Genomic DNA, 12,459 nt, shown 5'->3' on the forward strand with positions numbered 1-12,459 from the left:
CGTGGCACCCGCGCAAACCTGTTCGCTGGACCGGTCCGGGCCCGAGTGTCAGATGACACGAGGGCCGGGTGCCGGCCCCCTCGCACTGAATAGTTCAGCCACGATCAGGACCTCCCGTACAGTCAGCTACCCCTGCTGACTGTTAAGCGCGACGGTACGCCTGTAGACCGATCCGCCAGTGCACGCGTCCGGCGTGTCGAGTGAACGGAGCGTTACGCATCGCCCCGCTCACAGGTTGTCGCCGCCGTCGTCCGCGCGCTGCCACTGACGACATCCCTGGTCACGGTATCGATATTCTCCGCGGCAAATCTCGATCGCGAGTGGCGGGCTGACGCGTGCACCGGGCGCAGCGCCTACTCGTCGGCACCGATCGATCGTCCACACTGGAACAGTGATTCCCCCCAACGCCGACGACACCATCGCACTCGAACGCCCCGGCCCCGGTCAGCGCCGATGACATCCTTCCGTCCCGTCACACCCGACGCGCTGGTCGAACTGGTAGTCGACCGTGCCACCGCAGAACCCGGAGTCCGAGTGGTTGCGATATCCGGCGCAGATGCGGCGGATCCGGTGGGGTTCGCGGATCGGGTGAGCGCACGCCTGCGTCTCTCCGGTCGTCCCGCTGCGGTGGTGTCGCTACACGAGTACGTTCGGCCCGCCTCGCTCCGCTTCGAGCACGGCCACCGCGACGGATACAGCTACCGCACAGGCTGGTTCGACTTTCCGGCACTGCATCGCGAAGTCGTCGTGGCGCTGCGCGAGCGGCAGAAGTGGCTACCCCGGCTGTGGGACGAATCCACCGATCGCTCGGCACGGGCATCGATCCTCGACGCCGGCCCCAGACAGGTGCTGCTGCTCGCCGGACCGATGCTGCACGGACGCGAGCTCGGCACGGATGTCGTCGTGCAGCTGATGCTCTCCGCCAATGCCCTCCGGCGCCGCACTTCGTCCGACGACCTGTGGACGATCGATCCGCTGCTCGCGCACGATGCCGCGAACGACGCCGCAGCGGACATCGTGGTGCGCTACGACCATCCCGACCGCCCGGCGGTATCGGACGGACGGTGAACACGACGACGGCCCGTACCCCATGGGGTACGGGCCGTCGTGGACCGAGAATCAGGCCTTGGGCAGCAGACCCCAGCCCTCGAGACCCTCGTACAGCGGGAAGTCCTGCGCCAGCGTCGAGACCCGGGCACGCAGGGCCGGGACATCGGCGCCCGCACCAGCAGCGAGCGCCGTCGCGATGATGTCGGCGACCTCGGTGAACTCGGCGTCGCCGAAGCCGCGGGTGGCCAGCGCCGGAGTACCGATACGCAGACCCGACGGGTTCATCGGCGGACGCGGATCGAACGGCACCGCGTTGCGGTTGACGGTGATACCGATCTCGTGGAGCAGATCCTCACCCTGCTGGCCGTCGAGCTGCGAATGGCGCAGATCCACCAGAACCAGGTGGACGTCGGTGCCACCGGTGAGGACCGAGATGCCGTTGCCGGCGACGTCGGCGCCGCCGAGGCGCTCGGCGAGGATCTTCGAGCCGGCCAGGGTGCGCTCCTGGCGGGCCTTGAACTCGTCGGTGCCGGCGATCTTCATCGCCACAGCCTTCGCGGCGATCGCGTGCATCAGCGGGCCGCCCTGCTGACCCGGGAACACCGCGGAGTTGAGCTTCTTCGCCCACTCCTTCTTCGCCAGGATCATGCCCGAACGCGGGCCACCGAGGGTCTTGTGGACCGTGGTCGAGACGACATCGGCGTGCGGCACCGGCGACGGGTGCAGACCCGCAGCGACCAGACCGGCGAAGTGCGCCATGTCGACCCAGAGCTTGGCGCCGATCTCGTCGGCGATCGAACGGAACGCAGCGAAGTCGAGGTGACGCGGATACGCGGACCAGCCGGCGATCAGGACCTGCGGCTTCTCCCGCAGCGCCGTCTCGCGGACCTGGTCCATGTCGACGACGTGGGTGTCCTCACGGACACCGTAGGAAGCGACCTCGTACAGCTTGCCCGAGAAGTTGAGCTTCATGCCGTGGGTGAGGTGACCGCCGTGGGCCAGATCCATGCCCATGAGCTTCTCGCCCGGGTTCATCAGCGCCATCAACACCGCGGCGTTGGCCTGCGCGCCGGCGTGCGGCTGCACGTTCGCGAACTCGGCCCCGAAGACCTCCTTGGCGCGGCTGCGCGCCAGGTCCTCCACGACGTCGACGAACTCGCAGCCGCCGTAGTAGCGGCGACCCGGGTAGCCCTCGGCGTACTTGTTGGTCAGGACGCTGCCCTGGGCCTCGAGGACGGCGCGGGGAACGAAGTTCTCCGACGCGATCATCTCGAGGGTGTCACGCTGACGCGACAACTCACCCGCCATCGCGGTGGCGACCTCGGGGTCCAGTTCGGCGAGGGACGCGGTGTTCACGTCGGTGGCAGGCACAGCAGTCATCAGCGAATCTCCAGGCTGGATTGCGGAAGTATCCCCCTCAGTCTAAGGACGAGGCGGTTCAGTCCCCAAAGCGGCTCCGTCGGCGGCCACCAGGTCGTCGCGCAGCGCGCCCGGGGTGAGTGGTTCGTCGAGCAGTCGACGGAACCGATCGGACCGTTCCGGTCCGATCGGCGCACGGTCCAGCCAGGCCCCGAGCAGCCGGTAACCCTCGACGTAGGTGCTGATGTAGGCCCGCCACAGCGGCGACGACAAGAAGCGCAGGCTCTGCTTCGCCCGCTCCGGACTCGTCAGGCTCCACCGCTGCAGGTACGCCTCGACGTCCTCGACGCTCGCGTGTCGGTCGTGCAGCAGCAGGGCCGCGTCCTGGCGCACCGACAGCAGGCCGCTCGACGCCGCCGACAACTCCTCTGCGCGGTCGCCGTCGAACCGCAACCCCAGGTCGGCGTAGATCTCCTGCGCCCACCGTCCCCAGCCTTGACCGGCAGCTCCGCTCACACCCGCGCCCACGACGGATTCCAGGGCCAGGTCTGCGAGCCCCTCGGCCATGAGGCACTGCGGGGTATTGACGACGAACAGCGTCTGCTCGAGCTGTCCGGCTCCGACGAGGCCGGCCTCCTTGCGGCAGTGCTCGGTGTGGTGGCCCGGATACGACTCGTGCGCGATCAGCCGCGGGAGGTTCGACATGTGCTGGTCGAGGTCGGAGTTGATCGCGACGGTGGACCGGTAGCCGCCGAGGTAGTAGTTGAACCCGGACCACGGCTTGTCGCCGACCACCTCGTAGTCGACGCGCTCTGTGTCGGGCAACGCGTACGCGGCCCGCACCCGGTCGCGCAGTGCACTGTTGAATGCCTCGACGCACTCGCCGAGGCGATCCGGTGGGATGCGGTCCGCGGCACGGTGCGCCTCCATCCGCTCCGAGAGGGTGCCCGGCCCGGGCAGCACGGCGTCCATGCGTCGGTGGGCCTCGCGGTAGGTGTCCTCGTCAGCGGGCTCGATCCGCACGTCGAAGTAGGCGGCGACCTCGTCGACGAAACCGATGTCGTCGCCCGCGAACTTGCGGGCCGAACACTCCAGCGCGGTCAGGTGGGCGTCGAGGAAGCGGATTCGCTCCGCCGACAGGCCTGCCGAGGTCAGGTCCGCCCTCAGTGCGCGAGCGTCGCCGGCCAGTCGGCGCGGGTCCGGGCGCGGCTCGTTCTCCACCTGACGGCGCAACGCCGGATCGCCCGTGTAGGCATCGACGAAACCTTCCTCCAAGCGGTCGAAACGCAGACCCAGCAGGAGGTATTCACGCACCAATGTGTCGGGCTCCATGACGGCCGACACTAGTCGTTTTCGGTTCGAAGTGGACCCGACGTATCGGTGGACTGTGGCTGCGAGCACAATTTGCGTCATGCACCTGCCTCCCCCCAGCACGCGCATACACCGACCGCAGTCGGAGCCGCTCTCACGAGAGGTGCGCCGATGGCTCGGGTGAGCGAAACCAGCCCCTACGTCGAGTTCGACCGCAAGCAGTGGCGCAAGCTCCGCAAGGCGACACCGCTCGTGCTCACAGAGGAAGAACTCGTCGGGCTGCGCGGCCTCGGTGAACAGATCGATCTCGACGAGGTTGCCGAGGTCTACCTGCCACTCGCACGCCTGATCCACCTGCAGGTCGCGGCCCGCCAGCGACTGTTCGCGGCCACCGCAACGTTCCTCGGGGACAAGCACCCCGACCGTCAGGTGCCGTTCGTCATCGGCGTTGCGGGCAGCGTCGCGGTCGGCAAGTCGACAACGGCCCGCGTGCTGCAGGCCCTGCTCGCCCGGTGGGAGCACCATCCGCGCGTCGACCTGGTCACCACCGACGGCTTCCTCTACCCCACCGCGGAACTGACCCGGCGGGGCATGATGCACCGCAAGGGCTTTCCGGAGAGCTATGACCGCCGCAAGCTGCTGCGGTTCGTCACAGAGGTCAAGTCCGGCGCAGAAGAAGTTGCGGCGCCGGTTTATTCACACACCTCGTACGACGTGATCCCGGGCCAGTACCACCTCATCCGGCAGCCGGACATCCTCATCATCGAGGGCCTCAACGTGCTGCAGACCGGACCCCGCCTCATGGTGTCGGATCTGTTCGACTTCTCGATTTACGTCGATGCACGGATCGAGGACATCGAGGCGTGGTACATCAAACGCTTTCTGGCACTGCGCAAGACTTCGTTCGCCGATCCCAACGCGCACTTCCACCACTATTCCGCGCTGTCCGACGAGCATGCGACCCTCGCGGCCGAGGACATCTGGAACTCGATCAACCGCCCCAATCTCGTCGAGAACATCCTGCCGACCCGGCCGCGCGCGACGCTGGTGCTCCGCAAGGACGCCGATCACACCATCAACAGGCTGCGACTACGCAAACTCTGATCCCGGACCGGGTGTCCTTCACGCTCCCCTGGTGACGCGAAGGACACCCCGCGGTCAGAGCCCCTCGTAGGCCCTCGCGACGTACGCATCCGTCCGCGGGGCACCCAGCAGCTGCGGCGTCATCTTGTTCATCACATAGGCGAACGTCATCCGGCGGTCCAGGTCGTTGACGACGATCGATCCTCCGTAGCCGGTCCACCAGCACACCCGTCCGGTCGGGATCGACGGGTGGACCTTCGGCGCGGGCAGCGCGAAGCCCAGGCCGAAACGCAATGCCACGCCGAGGACCTGGTCGATGCCGTCGGCCTGCACGTCGAAGATGCGGTCGATCGTCTCGGGTCGCAACAAGCGCTCGCCCGAGAGCGTCCGTCCGCCGTGCGAGAGCACCGACTGCGCGACGGCGACCGATCGGGCGTTACCGTGCCCGTTCGCGCCACCGATCTCGGCGCCGCGCCACTGCCTGCTCGACGTCTCCGGGATCGGGATCACCGGATTCGTCATCGTCTTGACGAAGATGCCGTCGGGCGGGAGCGCCGCGTAGTCGAATCCGGTGGGCGGCGGCGGGATCAGGGGCGCGATGCGTGCGTCGACGTCGGAGGGGGTCCCGATGTAGTAGTCGGCGCCGCAGGTATCGGCGATCTCGGTTGCGAAGAACTCCCCGAGGCTGCGGCCCGTCACACGCCGGACGATCCCGCCGACCAGGTGCCCGTAGTTGGTGGCGTGGTAGCCCGATCCGCTCCCCGGCTCCCACCACGGTGCCTGCGCGGCAAGGAAGTCCTCCGCGCGGACGGCGTCACAGATGTCGGCGACGGTGAGCCGCCGTTCCCAGCCACTCACGCCGGACGTGTGCCCGAGGACGTGACGCACCAGGACACCCTCCTTGCCGTTCGCGGCGAACTCCGGCCAGTACCGCGCCACCGGGGCCTCGAGGTCGAGCTCGTCGCGGTCGACCAGGAGGAGTGCTGAGAGCACCGTCATGGTCTTCGTCAGCGAGTAGGTATTGACGACCGTGTCCTTGACCCAGCGCGCACCGGTGTCGACGTCGGCGACGCCGCCCCACAGGTCGACGACGATCTCCCCGTCCCGCACGACACACACCGATGCACCCGCATCGGATCCGTCGTCGAGGTTGCGCTGCAACAGGTCCCGCAGACCATCGAACCGGGGTGCCGCGAATCCCTCGACGGCCGTCACCGCGCGGCCACCGGGGTGTGCTGCGCCCGCTTCTCCCCCGCTGCGATTTCCTTCTTCAGATCGCGCACGTACCGCGCGAAGTCGACCTGAATGGTGTGCCGCGGAGTCTGGTAGTACTGCGCGAGGCTGGCGGCGTCGTCGACCGCGATGATGCCGTTCATCTCCTCCGCCGTCGGCGGCGTGTATGCGCCGGTGAGCACGCCCGCGACGAGCTTGCTCTGCTGCTCGGCCAGGTTGACGATCGTCGGCGATGCCTGCGCCAGGCCCATGAAGAACAGGTTGTCGACACCGGGCTGCATGATCCTCTTGAACAGCGGGAAACGGTGCTGGGCATCGGGTTGCAGCGACGGATCGTCGAAGAACGGGAAGCTCATGTTGTAGCCCGTCGCGCACACGATGACGTCAGCGGGGATCCGGCGTCCGTCGACCAACCGGACGTGGTCGCCGTCGAGCGACTCGATGGCTGGCACGCACGTCAGATCGCCCGAGCCGGCCTTGGCGAGGAAGTCGATGCTCACCGAAGGATGTGCCCCGAGCGGTTCGTGATCCGGTTCCGGCAGGCCGTAGTCCTGCATCCGCCCCAACGACTTCTTGATCTTGCGCCGAGCGATGGACAGGCCCAGCTTCTTCGGCATCCACGGCGGCATCATCATCTTGTCGGCCGGCTTGCCCTCGCGGTACTTGGTGAGCACCCAGACCCCGCGCCGCGCAGAAACCCACACGTGCTTGCCGATCGACCGGTGCGACAGTTCCGACGCGATGTCCAGGGCCGAGTTGCCCATGCCGACCACGACGATGTTCTTGCCACGCATGTCGATTGGATCGAAGGCACTGAGGTAGTCGTGGCTGTGGATGATCTGTCCGTCGAACGTGCCGGGATACTCGGGCATCCGCGGATCCCAGTGGTGACCGTTGGCGACGACAAGAGCGTCGTACGTGCGGGTTTCACCGGTATCGAGCGTGACGTCCCATCGCCCGTCCGCAGTCCGCTCGGCCTTCTCGACCATCGTCCCGAACGTGATGGTCTCGCGCAGGCCGAACTTCTCGATGTAGTCCCGGAAGTACCCGTGCATGAGCGAGTGGTGCGGGAAATGGGGCCAATCGTCGGGCACCGGGAAGTCCTCGAACTGCAACCGGGTCGACGACGTGTCGATGTGCAGGCTCTCGTAGCACGACGACATCCCCGTCGGATTCTTGTAGTACCAGTTGCCGCCGACGTCGTCGGAGGCCTCGAAGCAGTCGTATGGGATGCCGTGGTCCTTGAGGCGCTTGGCCGTCGTGAAACCTGAACATCCGGCACCGATGATGCACACCTTGGGTAGTTGTGCCATGGAAGCCTCTCTCCCGCACTCGAATCGCCTACGACCACTGAACCGAACATGTGATGTGCGTCATAGAACCCGATTCGCTGACATACTGTCAAGCGAAATCGGCGAGAAGCCACCCGGCATCCGCCGGGATGATGGGGGTGTGAGCATGAGCGAGATCGACATCGAACCCGGACGGAGGCCGACCCAGCGTGACGAGCAGAAGCGGCTGACGCGACTTCGGCTACTCGACTGCGCCCGTGAACTGTTCGCGGCCAACGGGTATGCCGCTGTGAAGGTCGACGACATCACCTCCGCCGCCGGGTGCAGTCGCGCCACCTTCTACCTGCACTTCACGGGAAAGACGGACGTCCTGCGCAGGATCGGGTCCGAGTCGATGGAACCGCGCGCCGCATCGGTCTACGCCGACCTGGACGAGGTCCTCGAGTGCGGGTCACGCGAGGAATTCGTGCGCTGGGTCGAGCGGGCCGTCGACTGGTTCGAGCGGAACCGGGCGATCCTTCCGGCGTGGGACGAGGCGCTGGTCCTCGAACCGGACTTCCGGGAACCTGCCCGCGACGCCATCTCCGCCTTACCGGACGCGATGCCGTCCTACCTGACCCGGTGGGGCACCGCCCGCGAGCAGGAAGCCCGACTCCGGATCGAACTGCTCGTCACCCAGCTCGAACGGTTCTTCACCCGCTGGGCGGTGCAGGGCACCATCGAGATTCCCCGCGAGCAGGCGGCGGAAGTCCTCACCGACATCTGGTTTCCGGCCTTGTCGCCACCGGCGTGAGTATCAGGTACCGAACCGACGATGCCGCGCCGCGTAGTCGCGCAACGCCCGCAGGAAGTCGACGCGCCGAAACTCGGGCCAGTACGCCTCGGTGAACCAAATCTCCGAATACGCGCTCTGCCACAGCAGGAAGCCCGACAGCCGCTGCTCGCCGGACGTGCGGATCACGAGGTCGGGATCGGGCTGCCCCGACGTGTAGAGGTGGCCGTCGATGCCCTCGACGCTCATTGCCTTGACGAGGTCGTCTCCGGACAGGCCGGCGGCCAACTTCTCGCGCAGCAGAGACTGGACGGCGTCGGCGATCTCCTGCCGACCGCCGTATCCGACCGCGACGTTGACATGGGTGCCCGTGCGCCCGCGCGTGCCCTCGGCGGCGTCGCGCAGTCGCCTCGCCTGATCCTCCGGCAGCAGGTCGAGCGTGCCGACGATCTTGACGCTCCAGTTCTTTCCCGGACCCGAGATCTCCTCGACCACCTCGGTGATGATCTCGAGCAGGGTGTCGAGTTCCTCGGGTTCGCGGCGCAGGTTCTCGGTCGACAGCAGATAGATCGTCGCCATCTCGATGCCGGCCGCGTCGCACCAGCGGAGGAGTTCGGCGATCTTGTGCGCACCCATCCGATGCCCGTGACTGACGTCGGTGAAGCCGTTCTCCCGCGCCCAGCGACGATTGCCGTCGCACATCACCGCCACATGGCGCGGATGCTGTAAACCGTCGAGGCGGCGCAGGAGCCGTCGCTCGTAGATGCTGTACAGCAGGCCGCGCAACTTCACCTGGACATCACCACGGAAAGCAAGACTACGCCGCGGACCCGGGCGGGCAGCGGCGAGCACCCGAGTGTCGCGCACGCCTCACCAGCGAACGCTTCCTAGGTTACGGAACCGTAGGTTACCGTTGCGTAGGTTACTGGCGAGAACTGTCCCACCAGGCGGAAAAAACAGACAGGGGCACGGCATGACGGCACTCGGACTCGACGACCTTCCGGTCAAGCCTCGGATGCGCGGATGGATCCACGCATGGTCGCTCGTGGTCGCGATCCTCGCGAGCGCGGTGCTGGTCTCGCTCGCATTCTCGGTCGAGTCGCCCCGGGCAGGCGTCGCCACACTCATCTACTGCATCACTGTCTGCGGACTGTTCGCAGTGAGCACGACGTATCACCGCATCCACTGGCACACCGTCCGGGCGCGCATCTGGATGAAGCGCGCCGATCACTCAATGATCTTTCTGTTCATCGCCGGTAGCTACACGCCGTTCGGCCTGTTGGCACTGCCACCGCACACCGGCAAGGTCCTCCTCATCGTCGTATGGTGCGGCGCCCTCGCAGGTGTCGCGTTGAAGATGCTGTGGCCCACCGCCCCCCGCTGGGTCGGCGTCCCCCTCTACCTTCTGCTCGGCTGGGCCATCGTCCCCGTCGCAGGCGAACTGGTCCACGAGGCCGGCGTCGCACCGATGGTGCTGCTCGCCGTCGGCGGAGTCCTCTACAGCGTCGGCGCCGTCCTCTATGCCACCAAGTGGCCCAACCCGTGGCCACGCACCTTCGGGCACCACGAGTTCTTCCATGCCGCAACCGCCGTCGCGGCGGTGTGCCACTTCGTCGCCGTCTGCCTGGTGGTGTTCGGGTAGCCGATATCGCGCGATCCCGGTCGCCGAGTTTGCGTGGAACGTCCGCAAAAGCACCCGCGATCACCGTTGACCTGCTTACCCTGGGCCGATCTGACCAGGGAGGCAACGTTGTGACGACGACCGAACGAGTAGTTGGCGGCATCACCCGACTGGCACCGCAAGATGCCGACTTCGTCTTCAACGAGGGCGAGAACCACATTGCGAACTCGACGGGCATCTACCTGTTCGACTGCACCGCCGAGGCCGCGCCGCTGACACAGGACGAGGCCGTCTCCTGGATGCGCGAGCGTCTCGGGTACAGCGGCGTGTTCACCCGCCGGCTACGCCACATCCCGCTGGCTCTCGACTATCCGTTCTGGGTGCCGGACCCCACCCTCGATCTGTCGTACCACGTTGTCGTCGAACCCGTGGAGGCCCCGGGCTGGGACGCCCTGCGGCACCACATCGCCCGGTTCTCGGGCAAATCCCTCGACCTCACCCGCCCACCGTGGCAGCTGCACTTCCTCACCGGAGTCACCGGCATCGACGGACTGCCCGCGCGGATGACGGTCGCAGTTTTGCGATGCCACCACAGTTCCGGGGACGGGCTCGCCGCACGCGACTTGGCGTTGCGAATCTTCGGTCGCGCGGAGACTCATCCGCCCCTTCCGGCGACATCCGAGCACTGGTCCACGACCGCGGAATTCGTCAAGGCCGTCGGCCGACTCCCCCAGCACTGGCGCAACTTTCGTCAGGGGCTCACCACGACAGGCGAGGCGGCGCGCCGGGTCACCGAACAGGTCGAAGCCGGCGCGATCGCCCCGGCACCCCCGCGGCGGCCGGCGACCCGCTTCAACACTGCGATCACTCCGGACCTCACCTTCGATGTGGTGAGCTTCCCGCCCGAGGGCATTCGGGCCGTCCAGGCAGCAGTCGAGAGCTCGACGTTCAACGACGTTCTCCTGGCCACCATCTCCGGCGCCATCGCCAAATATCTGGCGGAGAAGGACGAGACACCGCCCGGATCGCTCGCCGCACTGGTACCCATGTCGCTGCGCGGCACCCGCCCGGGTGTGGCGGACCATCCGGACGGAAACCGCGCGAACCATCTCGCACTGCTGGCGGTGGACCTCCACACCGATATCGACGACCCTATTCTGAGACTCCGCGCCATCAACGCCTCCGTCCGCGCCGAGAAGGGGCGGCACCGGGACCCCGACGTCCAGGTGGCGGCGTCGCGAATCGACACATCACCGGCCTGGCTGCTGAAACTGGTCACTCGCCTGATGGGCCTGCGCAAACAGCCCGAAGGAACCGTCGAAACCGTGAACACAATGGTCAGCAACATCCCGTGGACTGGTGACGACATGGTTTTTCGGGGTGCGCCTCTGGTGAAGAGTTTCGGCCTTCTCGGAATCATCGACAAGGTCGGCCTCAGACATCTGATCGTGTCGCACCACGGTGACGAGATCGAAATATCGTTCTGCACCGACACCGCGATGATGCCGGACACCGACCATTACAAGTCTCTCCTCCTCGAGTCATTCCGCTCGCTCGTGGAGGGGGCAGCGAAAGTGGGCACCGAGGGGACTTCCTCCGATTCCCGAAAACTTTCCCGAATCCGACCCGTCACCCCTTGACCCGTTGTTACCGTTCCGATTGATCACGGGCAGAGCAAGGAGCCTGTGACACAAAAGAACCGGTGTGCGGTCCAGGCTTGTGTGCAGGATTCGATGCCGGACACATGACGTCTTCAGGAGGAAGAATGGGTTCACTCGAAGGACTTATGGGCGCAATCTTGGGGAATGGCGGTCTCAATTCCCTCGCCGCCGACGGCCTACTCCCCGCGTTGCTCGGCTCGACTCAGACCAGCATCCAGGATGCCCTCGGCTCGCTGGGTGAGCTCGTCTCCATCGGCTTCGGCTCGATCGACAGCTTCTCGGCTCCTCCGGCCAAGGGCTAAGGGCTACCAACCCGCGATTTCGAGCTGCAGTGTGCGGTATCCAATTGCTGCAGCCCGCTTCGATGCAGTTTTGACAATCGCTCGAAACCGTCAGACCTAAGGAGAATCATGGCATCCGTCTACGAAGCAATCGGAGTTGTGACCGGGAGCGTGAGCGCTCAGGTCATGAAGGGGCTCATGTCCCTGTTCACCCTCAGCGGCTACCCCGAAGGGCTGCCCAAGCAGTAACGACACGGGTGCGTCGAGCACCTGAATCGGGGCCCGCGCAGACGCGCGGGCCCCGATTGCGTCTGCGGGACAAAAAGAATCCGCACCATCGGTGCCGGCCGAGCCGCGACCCCGCCCTGGTGCACTGACCAGCCGATCGATCAGCTTCCGATCTCCGCCGGCGGAGTACCGATCGGCGCGACACGTCGTCAGAGTCCTCCACGCCACCGAGCGCCCGTCGATCGCGCTCTGACACATATGTCGACGCGCATTCCATTCCGCCACTGCGCTCGCCCGCATCGGCCGCCTGCCTTCGTTGCACGAAAACGTCGAGCCCCGGCAACACGATCGGGCACAAAGCCTCTTGCGTCGACCAACCCAAGGGCCCAAAGGACGCTCAGTTTTACGATATCCGAACAAACGTCCATTCAATTTTATCTCGATTTTCGAAGTTGATCTTGATAGCATTTCCGCCTGTCAAGGCGCGATCACCCGCGTCCACTGACGGGCGCCCAATTCCAGTGTCGTGTTCGGTTTTTGGGGGCCGGTTCATGCAACACCACATCAG

At 66.2% G+C, this 12,459-nt stretch carries 11 protein-coding genes; 6 read left to right on the forward strand and 5 right to left on the reverse strand.

The window, feature by feature from the left end; genetic code table 11:
• The first annotated feature begins 453 nt into the window (after window positions 1–453).
• Complete coding sequence (locus tag C8K36_RS08430) at window positions 454–1,068, forward strand: hypothetical protein (protein WP_107984021.1); 615 nt, start codon at window positions 454–456, stop codon at window positions 1,066–1,068.
• Between the two features lie 51 nt (window positions 1,069–1,119).
• On the opposite strand, the gene glyA is transcribed toward C8K36_RS08430, so the two are convergent.
• Together glyA and C8K36_RS08440 are read right to left on the reverse strand one after the other, a co-directional pair.
• Window positions 1,120–2,430, reverse strand: a complete 1,311-nt coding sequence (gene glyA, locus C8K36_RS08435) for a serine hydroxymethyltransferase (protein WP_107984022.1) — start codon at window positions 2,428–2,430, stop codon at window positions 1,120–1,122.
• A 42-nt stretch (window positions 2,431–2,472) separates the two neighbouring features.
• Window positions 2,473–3,741 carry a DUF885 domain-containing protein gene (locus tag C8K36_RS08440; protein ID WP_107984320.1) on the reverse strand — a complete coding sequence of 423 codons (1,269 nt, stop codon included), beginning with the start codon at window positions 3,739–3,741 and terminating at the stop codon, window positions 2,473–2,475.
• Between the two features lie 150 nt (window positions 3,742–3,891).
• Here C8K36_RS08440 and coaA point away from each other — a divergent pair, with 150 nt between their 5' ends.
• The gene (gene coaA / locus C8K36_RS08445) at window positions 3,892–4,824 is read left to right on the forward strand and encodes a type I pantothenate kinase (protein WP_107984023.1); all 933 of its coding nucleotides are present in this window, start codon (window positions 3,892–3,894) and stop codon (window positions 4,822–4,824) included.
• A 54-nt stretch (window positions 4,825–4,878) separates the two neighbouring features.
• Here the strand turns inward: coaA and C8K36_RS08450 are convergent, their stop codons facing one another.
• Entirely contained in the window at window positions 4,879–6,018 is a 1,140-nt protein-coding gene (locus C8K36_RS08450) for a serine hydrolase domain-containing protein (RefSeq protein WP_107984024.1), read from the reverse strand.
• Entirely contained in the window at window positions 6,015–7,349 is a 1,335-nt protein-coding gene (locus tag C8K36_RS08455) for a flavin-containing monooxygenase (protein WP_107984025.1), read from the reverse strand. Before C8K36_RS08455 ends, C8K36_RS08450 begins: the two co-directional genes overlap by 4 nt.
• Window positions 7,350–7,494: 145 nt before the next feature.
• On the opposite strand from C8K36_RS08455, the gene C8K36_RS08460 reads away from it, so the two are divergent.
• Window positions 7,495–8,121 (forward strand): TetR/AcrR family transcriptional regulator, encoded by a 627-nt coding sequence (locus C8K36_RS08460; protein WP_107984026.1) that lies wholly within the window; start codon window positions 7,495–7,497, stop codon window positions 8,119–8,121.
• A gap of 3 nt (window positions 8,122–8,124) precedes the next feature.
• On the opposite strand, the gene C8K36_RS08465 is transcribed toward C8K36_RS08460, so the two are convergent.
• Window positions 8,125–8,892, reverse strand: coding sequence for an isoprenyl transferase (locus tag C8K36_RS08465; protein WP_107984027.1), 768 nt, complete (start codon window positions 8,890–8,892; stop codon window positions 8,125–8,127).
• Between the two features lie 181 nt (window positions 8,893–9,073).
• Between C8K36_RS08465 and trhA the strand changes: the two genes are divergently transcribed.
• The 3 genes from trhA to C8K36_RS24525 all read left to right on the forward strand — a co-directional run bounded on the left by trhA (window position 9,074) and on the right by C8K36_RS24525 (window position 11,684).
• The gene (gene trhA / locus C8K36_RS08470) at window positions 9,074–9,742 is read left to right on the forward strand and encodes a PAQR family membrane homeostasis protein TrhA (RefSeq protein ID WP_107984028.1); all 669 of its coding nucleotides are present in this window, start codon (window positions 9,074–9,076) and stop codon (window positions 9,740–9,742) included.
• A 110-nt stretch (window positions 9,743–9,852) separates the two neighbouring features.
• Window positions 9,853–11,361 carry a wax ester/triacylglycerol synthase domain-containing protein gene (locus tag C8K36_RS08475; protein WP_107984029.1) on the forward strand — a complete coding sequence of 503 codons (1,509 nt, stop codon included), beginning with the start codon at window positions 9,853–9,855 and terminating at the stop codon, window positions 11,359–11,361.
• 125 nt (window positions 11,362–11,486) lie between these two features.
• Window positions 11,487–11,684 (forward strand): hypothetical protein, encoded by a 198-nt coding sequence (locus C8K36_RS24525; RefSeq protein ID WP_146176470.1) that lies wholly within the window; start codon window positions 11,487–11,489, stop codon window positions 11,682–11,684.
• The last annotated feature ends 775 nt before the right edge of the window (window positions 11,685–12,459 follow it).

The organism is Rhodococcus sp. OK519 (assembly GCF_003051005.1).
Lineage (GTDB): Bacteria > Actinomycetota > Actinomycetes > Mycobacteriales > Mycobacteriaceae > Prescottella.

Coding starts and splice junctions, on each gene's coding strand:
- C8K36_RS24525 (WP_146176470.1), top strand. CDS start 11,487: ATGGGTTCACTCGAAGGACTTATGGGCGCAATCTTGGGGAATGGCGGT.
- C8K36_RS08460 (WP_107984026.1), top strand. CDS start 7,495: ATGAGCGAGATCGACATCGAACCCGGACGGAGGCCGACCCAGCGTGAC.
- C8K36_RS08455 (WP_107984025.1), bottom strand. CDS start 7,349: ATGGCACAACTACCCAAGGTGTGCATCATCGGTGCCGGATGTTCAGGT.
- coaA (WP_107984023.1), top strand. CDS start 3,892: ATGGCTCGGGTGAGCGAAACCAGCCCCTACGTCGAGTTCGACCGCAAG.
- C8K36_RS08440 (WP_107984320.1), bottom strand. CDS start 3,741: ATGGAGCCCGACACATTGGTGCGTGAATACCTCCTGCTGGGTCTGCGT.
- trhA (WP_107984028.1), top strand. CDS start 9,074: ATGACGGCACTCGGACTCGACGACCTTCCGGTCAAGCCTCGGATGCGC.
- C8K36_RS08430 (WP_107984021.1), top strand. CDS start 454: ATGACATCCTTCCGTCCCGTCACACCCGACGCGCTGGTCGAACTGGTA.
- glyA (WP_107984022.1), bottom strand. CDS start 2,430: ATGACTGCTGTGCCTGCCACCGACGTGAACACCGCGTCCCTCGCCGAA.